Source organism: Bacillus sp. FSL M7-0791 (assembly GCF_038627085.1).
In the GTDB taxonomy this organism is placed as follows: Bacteria; Bacillota; Bacilli; order Bacillales; family Bacillaceae; genus Bacillus; species Bacillus safensis.
On record NZ_CP152022.1, the window covers coordinates 2923830 to 2942129 of the forward strand.

At 41.4% G+C, this 18300-nt stretch carries 17 protein-coding genes; 1 reads left to right on the plus strand and 16 read right to left on the minus strand.

Features of this window, described 5'->3' with window-relative positions:
* Positions 1 to 41: 41 nt before the first annotated feature.
* From MHI08_RS15140 to MHI08_RS15170, 7 genes are all read right to left on the minus strand, one after another.
* Positions 42 to 677 (minus strand): response regulator transcription factor, encoded by a 636-nt coding sequence (locus tag MHI08_RS15140; protein ID WP_024426015.1) that lies wholly within the window; start codon positions 675 to 677, stop codon positions 42 to 44.
* Complete coding sequence (gene liaS / locus MHI08_RS15145) at positions 674 to 1738, minus strand: two-component system sensor histidine kinase LiaS (RefSeq protein ID WP_024426016.1); 1065 nt, start codon at positions 1736 to 1738, stop codon at positions 674 to 676. Before liaS ends, MHI08_RS15140 begins: the two co-directional genes overlap by 4 nt.
* A complete protein-coding gene (gene liaF / locus MHI08_RS15150) occupies positions 1735 to 2526 on the minus strand; it encodes a cell wall-active antibiotics response protein LiaF (protein WP_172643439.1) in 792 nt (263 codons plus the stop codon). The genes liaS and liaF overlap by 4 nt, the downstream gene beginning before the upstream one ends.
* 3 nt (positions 2527 to 2529) lie before the next feature.
* A complete protein-coding gene (locus MHI08_RS15155) occupies positions 2530 to 3399 on the minus strand; it encodes a DUF4097 domain-containing protein (RefSeq protein WP_056765817.1) in 870 nt (289 codons plus the stop codon).
* A 104-nt stretch (positions 3400 to 3503) separates the two neighbouring features.
* A complete protein-coding gene (locus tag MHI08_RS15160; protein WP_024423427.1) occupies positions 3504 to 4172 on the minus strand; it encodes a PspA/IM30 family protein in 669 nt (222 codons plus the stop codon).
* 15 nt (positions 4173 to 4187) lie between these two features.
* On the minus strand, positions 4188 to 4580 hold the full coding sequence (locus MHI08_RS15165) for a membrane protein (RefSeq protein ID WP_024426019.1): 393 nt from the start codon (positions 4578 to 4580) through the stop codon (positions 4188 to 4190).
* Positions 4581 to 4742: 162 nt separating this feature from the next.
* Complete coding sequence (locus MHI08_RS15170; RefSeq protein ID WP_342499729.1) at positions 4743 to 5312, minus strand: cob(I)yrinic acid a,c-diamide adenosyltransferase; 570 nt, start codon at positions 5310 to 5312, stop codon at positions 4743 to 4745.
* Positions 5313 to 5571: 259 nt separating this feature from the next.
* Here MHI08_RS15170 and MHI08_RS15175 point away from each other — a divergent pair, with 259 nt between their 5' ends.
* Positions 5572 to 5886, plus strand: coding sequence for a putative quinol monooxygenase (locus MHI08_RS15175; RefSeq protein WP_056765814.1), 315 nt, complete (start codon positions 5572 to 5574; stop codon positions 5884 to 5886).
* Positions 5887 to 6052: 166 nt separating this feature from the next.
* On the opposite strand, the gene MHI08_RS15180 is transcribed toward MHI08_RS15175, so the two are convergent.
* The 9 genes from MHI08_RS15180 to MHI08_RS15220 all read right to left on the minus strand — a co-directional run bounded on the left by MHI08_RS15180 (position 6053) and on the right by MHI08_RS15220 (position 18298).
* Complete coding sequence (locus tag MHI08_RS15180) at positions 6053 to 7339, minus strand: heme ABC transporter ATP-binding protein (RefSeq protein WP_056765811.1); 1287 nt, start codon at positions 7337 to 7339, stop codon at positions 6053 to 6055.
* Positions 7336 to 8394 carry an iron ABC transporter permease gene (locus tag MHI08_RS15185; protein ID WP_024423440.1) on the minus strand — a complete coding sequence of 353 codons (1059 nt, stop codon included), beginning with the start codon at positions 8392 to 8394 and terminating at the stop codon, positions 7336 to 7338. The genes MHI08_RS15180 and MHI08_RS15185 overlap by 4 nt, the downstream gene beginning before the upstream one ends.
* Positions 8360 to 9310: an ABC transporter substrate-binding protein gene (locus MHI08_RS15190; RefSeq protein WP_024426031.1), complete on the minus strand. Its 951-nt coding sequence runs from the start codon at positions 9308 to 9310 to the stop codon at positions 8360 to 8362. Before MHI08_RS15190 ends, MHI08_RS15185 begins: the two co-directional genes overlap by 35 nt.
* Before the next feature lie 147 nt (positions 9311 to 9457).
* Positions 9458 to 10873, minus strand: a complete 1416-nt coding sequence (locus tag MHI08_RS15195) for a glycoside hydrolase family 28 protein (protein WP_056765810.1) — start codon at positions 10871 to 10873, stop codon at positions 9458 to 9460.
* Positions 10874 to 10893: 20 nt separating this feature from the next.
* Complete coding sequence (locus tag MHI08_RS15200) at positions 10894 to 12387, minus strand: altronate dehydratase family protein (RefSeq protein ID WP_056765808.1); 1494 nt, start codon at positions 12385 to 12387, stop codon at positions 10894 to 10896.
* Positions 12384 to 13841: a tagaturonate reductase gene (locus tag MHI08_RS15205; RefSeq protein WP_056765807.1), complete on the minus strand. Its 1458-nt coding sequence runs from the start codon at positions 13839 to 13841 to the stop codon at positions 12384 to 12386. The genes MHI08_RS15200 and MHI08_RS15205 overlap by 4 nt, the downstream gene beginning before the upstream one ends.
* A 59-nt stretch (positions 13842 to 13900) precedes the next feature.
* Entirely contained in the window at positions 13901 to 14911 is a 1011-nt protein-coding gene (locus tag MHI08_RS15210) for a LacI family DNA-binding transcriptional regulator (RefSeq protein ID WP_034280892.1), read from the minus strand.
* A gap of 57 nt (positions 14912 to 14968) precedes the next feature.
* Entirely contained in the window at positions 14969 to 16408 is a 1440-nt protein-coding gene (gene uxaC, locus MHI08_RS15215) for a glucuronate isomerase (RefSeq protein WP_056765806.1), read from the minus strand.
* 135 nt (positions 16409 to 16543) lie between these two features.
* On the minus strand, positions 16544 to 18298 hold the full coding sequence (locus MHI08_RS15220) for a HAMP domain-containing sensor histidine kinase (RefSeq protein WP_056765804.1): 1755 nt from the start codon (positions 18296 to 18298) through the stop codon (positions 16544 to 16546).
* Positions 18299 to 18300: the final 2 nt, after the last annotated feature.

Here is an 18300-nt window from a genome sequence, read left to right on the forward strand (position 1 = left end):
TTTACGCATGTTCTAGCAGCTTTCACTTGAAAGCTGTTTTTTTATTGAATCAGCTTATGACGGTGCGCATACACAGCCGCTTGCGTTCGATCTTCCACATCAAGTTTGGAAAGAATGTTGGTAATATGGGTCTTCACCGTTTTAATTGTAATAAATAATTCCTCGGCAATGACCTTATTCGATTTCCCATCCGCAATCAGCTTCAAGATCTCCATTTCTCTTGCTGTTAATGAATCGTGAAGGATGGACCCATTTGATGAATGACGGAGTTTATTCATGACCTTTCCAGCCACTTTTGATTCAAGTCTTGGTTCACCGATACTTGCTGATCTGATGGCATCAGCAATTTCTCCTGCCTTGGATGTTTTTAATAAATAGCTTAGAGCACCCGCCTCAATCACCGGATAGACTTTATCATCGTCAATAAAGCTCGTCAGAACGATGATTTTGGCATCTTCAATTTCCTGACAAATTCTTTTCGTTGCTTCGATGCCATCCATCCCTTCCATGACAAGATCCATTAAAATGACATCTGGCCTTAATTCAACGGCTAGCTCTACACCTTTTTGTCCATCTGACGCTTCACCAATGACTTCAATATCAGCCTGCGCCTCTAAAAAGGCCGCAAGACCCATTCTCACCATTTCGTGATCGTCGATTAAAAGCACTCGAATCATCGAACGTTCTCTCCTTTTCCTTCATCAAAAATGGGAACCTTCACATCAATTTGTGTGCCTTTTCCCTCAAATGACATAATCTCTGCGACACCGCCTACTTCACTTGTTCTCTCTCGAATCGATTCAAGTCCGTAGGAGGCTGTCTTCACATGATCTGTTTGAAAGCCGATACCATTATCAATAATCTTTAGCTGCACTTGCCGGTTTCTTATGAGCAGGCGCACAGTTACCTTTGTCGCCTTTGCATGCCTAAATACATTAGACAGGGCTTCTTGCACAATTCGGAAGAGGTGGTCCTCTACTCCTTTAGATAACGGAACATCATCTTCGATTTCCCAATCAATATCAATCGGCTGCTTTGCTTGGAATTCATTTAGCAGTTCAATTAAGCCTTTTTTCAGGTCTTTTCCTTCTAGCGTGATCGGTCTTAGGTGAAGCAGAAGAGCACGCATCTCATTTTGTGCATCGCCAGCCATTCGTTCGACAAGCTGCATTTGCTTTAATATCTTTTCGTCCTTTTCCTTCATGCCTTCAAGAATAGCTGAAGTCATCATTGAAATTGCAAATAACTGCTGACTGACCGCATCATGGAGCTCTCGTGCAAGCCGCTGCCGCTCTTCTGAGACGACCGATTTCTTCATTTGAACCTGCCATTCAGCCCGTTCATTTGAAAGCTTTTGCAAAGAGGCTACTTGCCCTTCGACCCGCTTCGCCATTTCATTTAATTGATCGGCGGCTAAGCCAATTTCATCGTCGCCAAGAGACGGTAGTCTGTATGCAAAGTTTCCATTTTCAAATTTCAAAATCGACTCAACAAGCTGATCGAGGCGTTTCTTATGCTGATAGCCAAATACACTCCCGGCAGAAATCCCAATCGCAAGACTAACGATAAGTAAAATACAAAAAAACGGTATGCCAAACCAGCGGGTAGAAAGCAGGATCATTGGATCAAGCTGATAATAAAAAAACATCGGCAGTGTCGTCATTGTCACAACACCGAGCGAGATACCGACGCCAAGACGAACAGATTGCCACTGGAGACCTAAATGCAATTTCCTCATAAGTATCTCACATCCACATCTCCGATCAGCAGAGAGATGGAGATTTTCACTTTTCGTTTGCTCTCATCGTAATCGTTGGTCATCACGTACACTTTACTGCCAAACCCGCTTCTTTTTTCATCTATGATTTTCATATCACCAATCGCGGCGGAAGCACTCACACATACTTCAATATCCTGCGGTACGTAAATATCCACATCTCCGATCAGCCCGCTAATCACGATCGTACTCTCTTCTTCTGCGATGATCGCCTTTGATAAATCGATTTTAACATCGCCAATAAAGCCTGAAATCGTCAAATCACTTAATTGAAACGGCTTTTTCATCAGCCTGACTTCACCAATAAAAAAGTCATGCTCTTTGCGCGGCTTTGTCTGGCTTTTTGTTTTCTTCTGATCGCTCTTTTTTTCAAGATTGACTTTCAGTGAAGGCTTCCCGTCTTCTGATGTTTCCTTTTTATCGACATCAAAAACAGGTTTATTTTTCAATAAGCGATAGCCGGCATAAATCAAAAAGGCCGCAAATAGGTAACCTGTTAAACTAAATGTAATATTGAGCAAAAATTTTAAGAAGAGAAAGCCGGCAAAAATATAGGAAACTGAACCGAGCCAACGTTTGGATCGTGAGTGCAGCCAATAACCCGCCAGCGCAAAAAACACAGGCCAAAACAAATCTGCTCCGATCCCAATAATTTTGAGAAATAAATTAATACCAAATATCACAACAATGATGCCTAAAATTTGATTCCTTGTAAAACGCAGTTGACTCGCCTCCTTCCTTTCTATCATTCATTACCGCAGCTTGAGGTTACCACTTGTCATTTCAATATCGACTAAATGTGTCCCTTTTCCCCGCGTACCTGTAAAGCCTCGACCTTCATTATCCACTTGATCAAAGTCATACGAGTGATCGACGCTTCCACTTGTTTTTTTCACCTGAACGTTGAAATCTCCGTCATCTGGCAAATTAAATTTCGCGCTCCCTGATGTCATATGAAAGGAGACAGGTGACTCAATTGTATCAAAACTTGCTGTCAATCGGCCGCTTGTCATGCCCAATTGCAGCTCGCCTTTGACATCATTAATATCAGCACGCCCTGAAGTTGCCCCAATATCACTATCCTTCGCATCAATGTGCGACACTGCCAGTCTGCCAGAGGTTGCTTTGATTTCTACATTTTTTGCTGAGAAATTCTCAGCTGTGAGGTTTCCGCTCGTTGATTTGAGTATCACATCTTGAAGGGACAGCTTTCCTTCTCCATCAATCTCACTGACGCCGCTTCCACCCGTAATCTTCACATTTTTATGATAATCTGTTGGAATTTTAACTAAAAGCTCTCCTTTTTCAAATTGAGTGAAAAACAAGAAGCTTTTATTTTCAGCACGAATTTTGAACGTACCGCCTGTTTGCTCCGCATACATTTTCCCTTTTCCATTGACAGCAGTCACCGAGATATCGGAACGATTTTCAGGTTTTACCTTCACGCGAAACCCAGAAAGAGAAATATCTAATTGATCAATCTCCTCTTTTTTCGCTGAAGCTGTTGTCACTGGTTTTTCACGGGAAAAACTTATATGAAAGAGATTTTCATTTTTGAAAAGCATGCCAATCATTAAAAAGATACCTACAAGTATACAAATTAGACCGATTAATCGCTTCATTTATACCATCCCTTTATCTTCTGACCTTTTCATTATAAGGAAAAGCGAAACAGAAAGAAATCAAATATCGGAAGAAAAAGCCTGCTTTTCTTCCGATTTGACCTCTATACGTTTGCTTGCTGCTGTTCAGGCTTTTTCTCAAGCTTCAGCTTCTGCCATTCTTTTTCAACCTCATCGGCGTAGTCTAAATGAGCATATGCCCCTTGATCTGCAAATTGTGCATAGCTGCCTGCTTTTGTTTCCATTTCTTCAATACGGTTCTCCATTCGAAGAAACTCTTTATATGCACTTTCACTGTCTACTTTATTGATGGAATCATTCATATGCTGCTTTGCCTGTGCGGCATTGGCTCTTGCAATCAGGGCCTGCTTCTTGTCTTTTATATCACGCAGCTTTGTTTCTAAGTGCTGCAATTGCTCTTTCAGCTCTTTCAATTGTTTCACAGATTGCTGGTAGGCTTCCTGATATTCGTTGTGCTTTTCCTCAAAATACTTCATTTCTGTGAGCGCTTTTCGTGCAAGCTCCTCTTCTCCCGCATGATATGCCAGCTCGGCCTGTTTCTTTCGCTTTTCAGCAAATGCTTCCGTCTCTTCTGCTTTTCGCAGGAAGCCTTGCTGAATCGTTTGCTGTTTGATGATGGCATGTTTCGCTTTCGCAACATCATCCTCCATATCACGAACGTATTGATTCAGCATGACACGCGGATTCTCCAATTTATCTAAACCTTCATTGACAGTTGCAACAAACATATCTCTTACTCTTCTTAATACCATTTGATATTCCTCCCTTTATTTTTTCTTTAAAAAGTCTTCCCACTCTTGATCAAAAGACGTATGAATCGGTTCTTCCGTATTAGGTGCCGTGTTTGGCTCCATATAGGCTCTGCTTGATGATTTTTCGGTAGATTCACCATTGATCATCGACCAGCCAAAATAAAGAAGTACCCCTGCAAATGCGATGCCGAGTATAAACGGCAGAAATTGCACGACGATCAGTACACCAATGACTGCTAGAATGACACCTAAGGTTTTACTGCCTTTTTCGTATTTTTTAACACCTACATAGATGAGCCCTGCACCAATCAAAACCGGGATCAGACCACCAAATGAACCACCAAAGAAGATGGATAAACCGACAAACAATAAAATTGAACCGATAATGGTTTTACTTGTTATTTTCATCTTCATGCCTCCTTTCTTGCTCCTTGCTTTAACTATAGTCAAAAAAGAAAGCCGGCAAAACGTGTCACAGATTGATCTTTGTTTGCGACTAGAGTCGTAACAATGCTCAGACTAAGCGGCAGAACCTAATAAAAAAGCACTCTTCTATGAAGAGTGCTTTCCTTATTTAGAACGAAACACATCGGCACTTCGTTCATATTCAACATCAGCTTCACCAAGCCGATAATTCACGATTCGAGCGGCTGCAAATAAATAATCGGATAGACGGTTTACGTATGAGAGCGCAACGGCTGGAATCTCCTCCTGTTTTGCAAGCGTCACAATATGCCTCTCGGCTCTTCTGACGACTGTCCGCGCTACATGTAAGAGAGCAGCGCCTTCCTGACCACCCGGTAAAATAAACTTAGTAAGCGGCTCAGCTTCTTCTACATAGACATCCATTCTTTCCTCAAGGACTGTCACAGAGGCTTCTGTTAATTTGCCTTCTTTACGTGGTTTGACTGCTGCCAAATCACCCCCGCAGTCAAACAGCTCATGCTGTATAACGATCAGCTCTGACAAAAGGTCCGGAAACAATTCGCCATGATGCCGTAATTTTGCATGCGCGAGTCCAATAAAGCTATTCGCCTCATCTAACGTACCATACGCCTCTACTCTCACATCATCTTTATCGGCTCTTCCTCCGATCAAGCCTGTTTGACCCTGATCCCCGGTTTTCGTATAAAGTTTCAACGGTTTTCCCTCTTTTCTACTGCTTTGTCTTTTTAGTATAACCCGAACTGAATAAGATGCAGTTGTTTTACTAAATCATGAGGAATGAATGTCATCAATGAAAAAGAAAAGTGAACCATTTGTTAAATTAAGATATTAAATAATAGGATAGATAGTCCATTATGAAGGCAAACCATCCTTTTTATTTCATTATAAAATAGTGATTGAAGATATAGTTTATAATGTAAAACATGATTAAGACAAAATGAAGGAGGATGGTATGAGTAAATTTAGTTTATTTAACAAGTTTTTGGTACAAGAAGGCGAAAGAGAAAAAATGGTTGATATTCTATTAGAAGCAGCAGAATCAATGAAGAATTTGGATGAATGTGACATATATCTTGTGAATATTTCCGAGAATGAACCAAGTTCTGTTTATGTTTATGAAGTGTGGGCAAATGAAGATGCCCATCAAGCGTCTCTAGGTCTCGAAGCTATCCAAACATTAATAAGTCGTGCGAAACCAATTATTACTGGTATGGAAAGAATCAATACTTTAATAACACAAGGCGGAAAGGGCATTTCATCTAATTAGAATTCGACCGTCTTAGATATAAAATTAGAACTGGCTGTCATTGTGGCAGCTTTTTTTCTTATTTAAAGCAAAGATTAAGAACTATTGTCAGGACTACACATTTTAGATATGTGTAGTCCTTTTATTTCAACTGTTTTACTCAACTAACCTAAATATAATTGTACATTCACTTTTGAATGACATTCAACGTTTGAAGAAGCCTTTGTACCTTTTGTCCTAATCTTTCGTGTAAATGGTCAGCATCTTCCGTTTCTTGCGTATTGGGTGCAGCGATGCACAGATGATGGATCGGATAACTTGTTTCTTGCTTAATGATGTGCATAAGCTGCCCCATGAGCTGAACAACTGCGCCATCTGCTAAAGATCGTTTTAGGATAAGCCAAATGGTCAACGCTTCCTGCTGAAGCATGCCGTAAAGGATCATATCGTCTTCGGCGTCTTCTGCGGCAAATTGTGCTAATTTGTTAGCTTGCTCGAAAAACAGCATTTCTTCAGCTGACTCTAGCTGCTCATGAAGCGCCTTCGTCCCCGTTCCAATAGACCTTTTCCAAAAGAACCCGCCGTTTTTCTTATGTGAGGAAAGGATGCGAAGAGGCTGATTAATGGAAAACGTCATTCCTTCTGAACCATATGTCCTCCAACCATCCGCTATGTTTACAATTGATGCTTTAGAAGGGGCTGCAGGCTCAACCATCAGCTGAGGGTTTGCCCTAAATGGATGCTGGAGCGGTGTCACATTTGTTTCATACACACGGTTGATTCGTTCAGTGGTCAAGACGTGATGCGGCATTCCTAACATGTCAGTCTTTCCTCCATGAAGCAGCAGCAGCCGATCACAATATAAACTGGCGATGTTCACATCATGGAATACGCCAATGACCGTTAACCTAGAGGAAGCAGTTTCTTCTTTAATTAAATCAAGCAAATCTTTTTGATAGGCTAAATCAAGGAAACTCGTAGGTTCATCCAGCAATAAATATTCAGGCTGCTGCGCCAATGCCTGTGCTAAATATACACGCTGCTGTTCTCCTCCGCTTAACTCATGGATGGATTGATTCTTAAACTGTGCAACACCCGTTTGTTCCATGACTTTGCTGACGACCTTCACATCTTCTTGCGTGACAGATTGCAGCCACCCTTTTTGATATGGATAACGACCGAATTGGACGGTTTCTTCCACCGTAAATGAAAAAGCTTGGTCCGTTTTCTGCGGCAGAACTGCCATCTTTTGCGCAAGCGCCTTTGGCTGATAGGATTGAATAAGGTGACCGCTGAGACGTACTTCACCGCTCATAGGTGCTAAAATCCCTGCCATCATTTTAAGAAGGGTCGTCTTACCGCTTCCGTTTGGACCGAGTATACCGAGAAATTCTCCTTGCTTTACTTCAAGATTAATGCCACGAATGACCTCTTTCTCTCCATATCCACCTCTGATTTCTTTCACTTGAATCATATGTGCGTCCCCCCTCTATATTTACGAATGAGGATGATGCCAAATACAGGTGCACCAATTAACGCAGTAATGATGCCAATCGGTAATTCAGTCGGCTCGATGATGGTACGGGATAACACATCTGCTAATACAAGAAAGGAAGCACCGTTCAGCATAGACAAAGGCAGCAGATGCCGATGGTCCGTGATAGTTAAGAGGCGGATAAAATGCGGAATCACAAGTCCTACAAAACCGATCGTCCCTGATACCGCAACTGCACTTCCAGTCAGGATCGAGCCCGCCAGCAGCACAATATATTTGCTCCTTTTCACATGTACACCTAATAACTTTGCCTTTTCCTCGCCATACGTCATCACATTCAAATCCCGCCCCATCAACATTAACGCAAAGGTTCCAATAAGAAAGAAAGGAAGAAAAAGCACAATATAACGCCAGCCCCTCATGGACACACTGCCAAGCAGCCAATGAATGATCTCTTTTAGATCATCACCTGTTAAAGCAATCATCAATGAAATGAGCGCACCCAAAAAAGAGCTGAAAATCACTCCTGTCAAAATTAAAGAAGAGATGCTCATCCCCCGATGAACAAGACGCGCAAAAAAGAGAACGAGACAGAGGGTCACAAGCGCTGTTGTCATACTGAATAATGGCAGTGTGAAACTACCAAAAAGCGGAAGCTGCAAGCTGAAAAACAGGGTCGCTACGGCTCCAACTGATGCCCCTTGAGATACCCCCAGCGTATAAGGGTCAGCAAGAGGATTTTTTAATAAACCTTGAAAAGCTGCACCAGATAACGCAAGTGCTGCTCCGACTAATGCCGCTAATATGACTCTTGGCAGCCGAATGTTCATCATAATATTGCGATCGATGGAATCAATGGTTCCAAACTGCACGCCGAATAGTTCGTGAACAAATATTCGAAGAATAGAAGGAATGGGAATCCCTAAGCTTCCAAAGGAGATTCCCATTCCAATGCTCATCACAAGAAGTAAAACACTTAGTGTATATGCGATGGTCAATTTATTTGAACGTATCAGGATAGACGTTTTTCGCAAGAGCCTCGACTCCTTCAACCAATCGCGGTCCCGGTCTTGATGCGAGATCCGTATTCAATTGAAAGACTTGTTTTTCTTTCACTGCTTTCATTGCATTCCAGCCGTCTCTTTTTTTCAAGTCAGCTAAGCTGGAACCATCAATTGTCACGATAACATCAGGATTTCGCTTGATGATCGATTCTTCTGTCATTTGCACCCAGCCAGTTTGATCGCCTGCAGCATTTTTGGCATGGATAACAGAAAGCATTTCATCCATAAATGTATTTTTACCAGTTGTATAGATTTCAGGTGCACCTGACACTTCGACAAAGACTGTTTTTTGCTTATCTTTCGAAATCCCCTCTGCTTGTTTCTTGATGTCATTCAGCTTTGTTTTCATTTCGTCTACAAGCTTTGTTGATGCTTCTTTCACGCCAGCTGCTTCACCGATCATATTGATTGATTTGTACACATCCTTAAAGGACGTTGCATCATTTACAGTCAGCACTTGGATCCCTGCATCTTCAAGCTGTTTAAATCCATCTTTTGATCCCATCTGAGATGCATGTGCTAAGACAAGATCTGGTTTTAAGGAAATGACCTTCTCGACATTGAATTCAAGTCCGCCAATCTTCTCTACCTTTTCGACTTCCTTTGGATAATTGTCAAAGTCTGATCGTCCAACCATTTTATCTCCAAGACCGAGTGCATAGGCAACCTCCGTATTACTTGGAATTAACGAAACAATTCGTTTAGGCTGTTCTTTGATTTCGACTGTTTTGCCAGCTGCATCTTTTATTGATACTGGAAAAGCCGCAGTGGCCGTTTCTTTATTTTGTGACCCTTTTGCTTTGTGATCTGTCTCAGCGCCTGCACATCCTGCTAAAACACCCATCACAAGCAATAACGATAGCCAAATAGCTGTTAACTTTTTCATGAGTGAACCCCCTGTTTATGTACTGCTTAACGAAATCTCTTTCGTCAATTCTTTTCTAATTTCGGGAATATTATACTACAGTGCAGATAGGTTGTATATGTGATTTCTAAAAGCGTCTTTTCTGTTCCTAAAACAAAAAAACAGCCTCTAAAAAGACTGTTTTTCACTCTTCAATGAATTGATTTGTTCTCCATTGATGACGACTTTCTGAAAAGCAGGAGAAACGGCATGCTCTAAAGATAAGGGATACGCCACATCATCTATGACACAATCTTTCATTTTAAAATGTGTCACAGGAGAATGTGCGTATGCGGCTATTTTCACACCATATCGTCCGCCGCTGCTTTTGAGTCCTTCTACTTCAATATGACGTACAACAGGACGGTGCGGACCAGCATCTCCTTCCTCATACATCATGTCGATACAGACCACTTCATGCTTTAGACTTTTCACTGTATTGTTTTTAAAATAAATATGTTCAATGGTGCCGCCTCTGACAGAGTTGGTTTTAATACGCAGTGCCCGGTCAAGGTTCGGACTGTCCATTACATTATCTTCTGCATAAACATACTTTACCCCGCCAGAAATCTCGCTCCCGATCGTCACACCGCCGTGTCCATCCCGCATCTCATTTCTACGAATGACAATGTTTTCAGATGGAATCCCTATTCTCCGTCCATCCTCGTTTCTGCCCGATTTGATGGCAATACAATCATCTCCGTTATCAAAATAACAATCTTCAATGAGCACATTCCGGCAAGACTCCGGATTGACACCATCTGTGTTTGGTCCATGCCCAATGATTTTAACGCCGCGGACGATGACGTTATCACTTAACACAGGATGAATTTGCCACATCGGTGAATCCTTCACTGTCACTCCTTCGATTAGCACATGCTGACATTGGTATGGCTGAATAAAGCTCGACCTTAAATAATGACCTTCTCCAAATACCCTTTCTTCTACCGGTATTCTCTTTTCCGCCATTTCAAACAAAAGCTGGCGATCCCGATCCTGAGAGGGCTGGCCATTTGTCCCATACTTCCAAGGCCACCAATGATGCGCATCCCCTCTGCCATCAAGCGTTCCAGCTCCTGTAATAGCGATGTTTTCTGCATGGTGTGCATAAATGAGAGGAGAATAATTATAAAGTTCAACCCCTTCATATCTTGTCAGTACAAGAGGCAAGTAATCCTTTGGGTCTTGGCTGAATGTCACATAGGCTTTCTCATGCAGATGAAGTTCTACATTGCTTTTCAATTCTAAAGCACCTGTCATAAATGTCCCTGCTGGTATCAGCACCCGTCCCCCTTTCAACCGGTGCGCATCATCAATGGCAGACTGAATGGCATTTGTAGAAAGCTCTTGCCCTTCCGCATCTGCTCCATAATGCACCACATTCAATTCACGATCTGGGAACTGCGGTGCTTTTATCTGCTTTAGCACTTGATCAATTCCGTTTGCTTTCTTATTTTTCTTCCCTTGCTTTGCTAAACGAGCAATTCCGACTCCAGTTAGTACCGTTCCTGCTGTGATATACATCAAATCCCGCTTTTTAGACACGTACTCATCCCCCAGTCGACTTAAAGTGTGACACCTGTTTTGAAAATAGCCAGCTCTCTAAAATTGTTTTTTTCATGATTTAACAGCTTCCCGCTCGCCACATCAATGACAGTTGAAATGAATTTTTCTAATACAACATCTTCCGGTACATCTTCAAGCAGTTCTCCAGCATTAAAGTCAATCCAGTGCTTTTTTGTTTCATATAAGGCTGTGTTGGTCGAGATTTTCATTGTTGGTACAAACGTACCAAAGGGTGTCCCCCTGCCTGTTGTAAACAGGACCATTTGACAACCGGAAGCAGCCAGTGCAGATGAAGCAACCAAATCATTACCAGGTGCACTTAATAGGTTCAATCCCTTTTGTTTCAGCAGCTCTCCATATTTCAATACATCTTTAATTTCAGAAGTACCTGCTTTTTGTGTACAGCCAAGAGATTTATCCTCTAATGTCGAAATTCCACCTGCTTTATTTCCCGGGGAAGGATTTTCATATACCGGCTGTCGATGATCCATGAAGTATTGTTTAAAGTCATTGATCATTTGCACAATATTGTCGAAAGTCTTTTCTGATTCCGCTCTCTCCATTAAAATCGTTTCAGCACCAAACATTTCTGGCACTTCTGTTAACACTGTCGTGCCACCTTGAGCAACAATAAAATCGGACAGTCTGCCCAAAAGCGGATTTGCGGTAATACCAGAGAATCCATCTGATCCTCCGCACTTCAAACCGATTTTCAGCTCAGATAACGGAATATCTTCACGATGATCTTCTTTCGCGGCATCATAAATTTCCTTGAGTAATGCGACTCCCGTCTCAATCTCATCTCCTACTTCTTGGCTTCTTAAAAATTTCACTCTCGTATGGTCATATTCACCTAATGTGGACTGAAAATCCTCAATGTCATTGTTTTCACACCCAAGTCCAAGAACGAGTACTCCTCCAGCGTTAGGATGCTTCACCGCATTTTGTAAAATGGTTTTGGTGTTCTCATGATCGTCCCCAAGCTGTGAGCAGCCATAATTGTGCTTTAATACAAGGGCTGTTTCAAAAGGATGGATGTTTCCACCCATTTCAGCGGTAAATATTTGGATCATTTGATCGGCGATGCCATTCACGCATCCAACGGTAGGAACAATCCAAAGCTCATTGCGGATTCCGCTTCCGCCATTTTTTCGTTTATATCCTTTAAATGTAAGATTCGTTTTTTCATAAGGGTTTTCTGATAATGAAGGCTGGTATTCGTATTCTAGCTTGCCAGATAGATTGGTTTTGATATTATGCGTATGCACCCATTCTCCAGCAGAAATGGCAGTCACTGCATGACCAATGGGATAGCCATATTTGATAATATTCTCTCTTTGCTTGATTTCAGCCAATGCAAACTTATGACCTTTGGCGACGGTCTCTTTTAAGATAATCGTATGTCCTTGATGCTGCAGCTCCTCCCCTTGCTCAAGTCCTTTTAAAGCAATACCGACATTATCTGAAGGGTGGATGACAATAAAGTCTTTCATGCTTTCTCCCCCTGACTTTCATATTGATTAGGCATCATTCGATGAACAGCCGCTCTCATCCCATGCGTCTGTATGAGGGTAAGCTGATCAGCTACAGCTTGACTCAATCCATTTATATCCGTTAAATCTCTACCCCATAATGACTCGCATGAAAGAATTTTCGCTGCAACTCCTTCATTAGAAGGGTTTTCCCTTTCCCATGCTTCCTTCATGAGCGTTAGCACAGTTTCATCATCCTTTACCCTTCCCGCATGTGCTCTGTAGAAATAAATGAGACTGCTAAGTGAAAACACAAGTTTCATTGGTAGCTGTTTCTTTCGTTCAACATAATCAAGCAATGACGGAAGATTACGGGTTCGGAATTTGGATATCCCATTCAGCGCAATATCCAGCAATTGATGCTTTACAAATGGATTGCAAAAACGATCCCAAACGGATTGTGTATAAAGAAGAAGCTCATCTTCAGGGAGTTCAAGCCCTGGAAGTACTTCCTCCTCCAGCATACACCTGACGAACGGACCAACATGCTCATCATCCACAGCTTCTTTTACAGTTTCTAAACCGCATGAATAGGCAATCGGCACCATTGCCGTATGTGCACCATTTAAAATTCGTACCTTGCTCATACGATAAGGCGCAATATCCTCTACAAAAAGTACATTTAATCCTGCTTCTTGAAAGGGGAGCTCCTTTTGCACAAAAGCAGGCGCTTCAATGACAAAAAGATGATAATATTCTGCCGTGACAAGCAATTCGTCGATATACCCTTCCTCCTTTTGTACAATTTCAGCCGCTTCCTTAGAGAATCCAGGGACAATCCGGTCCACAAGTGTATTACAAAACGTATTGGCTTCCTTAATCCATGTAATAAACGCAGACGGCAGTTCCCACTCAGCTGCCATACTGATCACATATTCCTTCAATCGATCACCATTTTGTTCAACCAATTCACAAGGCAGAATGATCAGTCCTTTCTGCTCATCTCCAGCAAATGCTTTAAACCGGTGATACAAGAACGCTGTCAGCTTTCCTGGAAAACTGGCTTGCGGCCGATCCTCCAAACGATCCTCTTTTCTGAACACAAGTCCTGCCTCTGTCGTATTTGAGAAGACATAGCGAAGATTCGGGTTTTCCGCTACGTGTAAAAACTCCTCGTAATCCGTATACGTACTAATTCCTCTGCTAATCGATTGGATGATCATACGTTCATTCATTTCTTGCTGGTCATGATATCCCTGAATACATAATGTGTACAAGCCATCTTGTTCATTTAAGGCTGCTACCGATCCTTTTCGTGGAGGAACAACAACCGCTCTTCCTTTAAAATCTGTGCAGTCGTTCAGCTTCTGGATGTGCCAATTGATAAATCCTCGCATAAAATTTCCTTCGCCAATCTGCAAAATCGTTTCCGGATACTCAGCCGCCGGGTATATGGCTTTTGATAATCGTTTCAAATGGATTCCCCTCTCCAAGTATTATGCACACGTGAACATTTTTTCTAAGAAGGTGCTGATTACTGCACCTTTTTAACTGAATCTCTGATCATCAGTTCTGTGTGGACATACACTTTCTCCATATGATCCTCTTCTTGCTCTTCACCGTTTATTACTGAAAGGATAGCTTCTGCTCCAAGTGCACACATTTTTTCAATCGGTTTTTTCACCGTTGTCAATGCAGGTGTGGTATAGGACGAAAAAGCAATATCATCAAAACCAATAATAGAAATATCACCTGGACACGTTTTGCCTTTTGCAAATAAAGCATTCATTGCACCAATCGCCATGTCATCGTTTGAGCAAAAGAGCGCTGTTGGCGGATCATCGAGGGCCAGCAGCGATTCCATTGATTCATAGCCGCTTTTCATATGATAATCGCCTTTCATCATATATTCTTTCTTCATAGGTATTTGGTGATCAATTAACGCTTGCAGGAAACCAGCTTTTCTTTCCTGAGTTGATTTAAAGCCTTCTTTCCCTTCAATGATGGCGATTTGTTCATGACCTTGCTGAATGAAATGGTGTGCAGCCTGGTAAGCTCCTTGACTATCATCTGCTAATATATTCATGACCTCATGACTTTCTACACGGCGATTCAGCACAATGATGGGAATGCCCTGTTTCTTCACATGATGGATAAATGCTTCATCGTGTTCGCTTTGACTCATGAGCAAAATGCCATCGTAGCGTTGTTTATGAATGGTTGTGTAATCGTGAAAGTCGTCAATTCCTCTTACAAAGAGATTATAATACTCTGTCATGACGCTGTTGACACCTTTTAACGCATCCACAAAGAAGCTTGAAGATGTGCCTTCTGTTAAACTTGTAAAAAACAGACCAATTGTAAATGATTTTTGTGATACTAGGCCTCTCGCATGGACATTCGGTGAATAATTCAGCTGTTTTGCAATCGACAAAATCTTTTGTTTTGTCTTCTCTTTAATAAAAGGACTGTTATTCAAAGCCCTTGATACCGTGGTATGAGAGACGTTTGCCAATTTTGCTATGTCTTTAATTGTGACTGTCATGCTATTCCGCCTTTTATGATTTTTTACCATCTTATCATAAAACCGCTTTCATTTTCTTCATGTCATTTTGTTTGGGTGGTGCTTGAGCTGATTTGCCCGGTCAAATTTGAAATACTGCCTGGCATTTTCATAGCTGATTCTTTTCACGATTCCCCCTAACAGCTCAAGATCATAAGGGGCTTCTCCTTTTTCTACCCAATCTCCAATGATATCGCAAAGCAGTCTTCGAAAATATTCATGCCTTGTATACGACAAAAAGCTTCGTGAATCTGTCAGCATCCCAATGAAACGGCTGATCAGCCCAATACTGGATAGAGCCATCATCTGCTCTGTCATCCCTTGTTTCGTATCATTAAACCACCAAGCTGTGCCGTGCTGGATCTTCCCAGGTGTCGTTCCGTCTTGAAAGCTTCCAGCCAATGTGGAAATCACAACATTGTCCCGAGGATTCAAGGAATAGAGAATGGTTTTTGGCAGTGCCTGTTCTTGATCTAAACGGTCTAATATTCTGCAAAGCGGCTTGGCAATGTCTTCATCATTCATCGCATCATACCCTGTATCTGGCCCAAGCCGCTCAAACATTTTCGTATTGTTGTTCCTAAGCGCATTGATATGAAGCTGCATCGCCCAGCCCCGCTCATAGTAAGCCTGACCAAGCTTAATGAATGTTTGTGTTTTAAATTTAACCTTCTCTTTTTCCGTCAATGAATGCCCCGACATTTTTTTATGAAAGATGGCTTCCACTTCTTCTTCCGTCGTTTCTTCAAACGTCATTTCGTTAATGGCATGATCTGAGATCAGGCAGCCCTGTTCATGGAAAAAATCAATTCTTGCGAGGAGTGCTTTCAAAAAGTCTTGATAGGATTGGATTGGAGTAGATGAAGCCTTTGCCAGTTCGTGAACATACGATGTAAATAGGTGATTCGTTATATCGAGTGCCTTATCAGGCCGAAATCCGGGCAGTACTTGCACAGTGAATCCTTCTTCCCGCAGTTTTTGATGATAGCAAAGCGAATCGACTGGATCATCTGTTGTCACGACTGTTTCAACGTTCGATTTCACAATGAAGTCTCTTGCACCAAAACCCTCTCCTTGCAGCTTTTCATTTACTTTTTGCCAGATGATGTTTGCGGTTTTTTCGTTTAAAAGTTCTTCAACTCCAAAATATCGTCTCAGCTCTAAATGAGTCCAGTGATAGAGCGGGTTTCCAATGGTCATGGGAACGGTCTTCGCCCACGCCAGAAATTTCTCATAGTCTGAGGCATCCCCTGTGACGTGCGATTCGGGTATGCCATTTGCTCTCATGGCACGCCATTTGTAATGATCTCCGTAAAGCCATGCTTCGGTGATATTATGAAAGGTTTTATTTTCATAGATTTCTTTGGGGCTTAAATGACAATGGTAATCTATAATTGGAAGGTCCTTTGCAAATTCATGGTATAGCTGTTCCGCCGTTTGACTGTTGAGTAAAAACTGATCATCTAAAAAAGCTTTCATCAAACTCCCCCATCTCTCTTATAGATAAAAATAATTTGTTCACGTTAACAATTTTATTGTAATCGTTTACAAAATTGATTTCAATCCTAAAACAGGAAAAAACGATCTCCTTTAGAAAAGAAAATCGTTTTTTGGCTATTTTACAGGTGATGATTTTTTTAGGATAATCGCAATAGTTGTTCCAGTGCCTAGTTCACTTTCAACTTGAATATCACCGTCATGCAGCAAGACGAGCTCTTTTGCTATCGCAAGCCCGAGACCTGTTCCGTTCGTTGGATCGTTTGTATTTGTCCCTCTGTAATAGCGGTTAAACAGGTGATCCACCGTTTCCTGTGCCATTCCGCGGCCATTGTCTTTCATTTCGATTCGAACTTCTTCATCTGTTTCAGATAAAACAGCTGTAATATGTGTGCCTTTTTCGTTATGCTTCACTGCATTCGCCAGCAGGTTCTCAATCACTCGTCTGAACCAAGCTTTATCGATCTCAAATATGACACCATCTGTTTGATCTTCAAAGGAGGATGGATAATCCTCAGATGAGGAGCTTCTTGAAAACTCGTCCATAATGGAAGTTAAAAATTCACTGAGTTCAACCGGTTTCCGATTAATAGGCAGGGCACCATTCTTCAATCGGTACGTGAGATTTAAATCCTCAATCAGTGTCGACATGTATTCTGATTTCTCACGAATCACCTGTCCCATTTCCATGACTTCTTCTTTGGACCATTGATATTGATCGGATTCAAGCATGAGTCCATAGCCATAAATCGTACTTAGAGGCGTTTTCAAATCATGAGACAATCCTGCAATCCATTCTTCCCTTGTGGTTTGAATTTTTCTTCGGTTTGCTTCATTCTCTTTTAATGTAAGCGTGAGCTGATCCATTGTTTTTAGGATATCCTCAAATAATCGGTATTCCCGCTTAATACGGCCTTTTTTATTTTTGCTGACTGGAATTCCCTTTCTATTTGTTGGTTCCTGCAATTTATTTTTTGATAAGAAAATCAGCCAGCGAATAATGTGATAAATTGGCAGCCCATAACGATACGAATACCATAATGTCATGACAATAATAATAGTGAGTGCAAGACCTGCAATTAAGATGGTTGTATATTGATTTAAAGCGTCTCTCTCTTTATCATAAAGCTCGTCCGGGCTGTATACTTTATTTGGTACCGAAACAATAATATACAGGTTTTTATTCACTTTCATATAAGACAGATCACTTCTAAACTCCCAAGGCTTCGATTGATACTTGAGCAGTTCAACATCTGTTACGTTATGTTTCAAATCGGTGTTGGCTCGAATGCCTTTTAAATATTTTCCTTCGTCATTGAACAAATGAACTGATCCATTCATTCTCTTCAAGAATTCTTTCGTTTCAGCCGAATATTGAGATAATGCAGCCAAATTTTTCTCATGCTGTTTCAGATAATTGGCTACCTTTGTGCTGTTCGTTTTGAACCCATATAACACAGTAAAACTTTCTTGATCAATCTCAATTGGCCAGAAGTACATCTTGTAATCTTTAAATTGTCTTTTTTCAAAGATCTTGATCATTTCATCCTTTTGATAAGACGTTGGAATTGATTTAGGACGGTGATAGCTATAAACGGTATTCTTCTTTGAATCAATCACTTGCAGCCAGCCGTCTCTTTTTTTTACTGCTTGCTTGAGCTGATCGTCGGCTTCCATTTTTCCATCCTCGTTAAAATAAAGCCAGCTCATGAGTGTATCTCCATCAGCTTTTGTTAAACCAGTTTCGGTCATGTTCTCATAGTATTTATTTAAATATAAGTTCTCAGAGAACGTATTGCCGATCGTCAGAATGGCAATCACAATAAACATTTGTCCGACAAAGTGAAAGAAAAGTTTTGCTCGTAAATTCATAA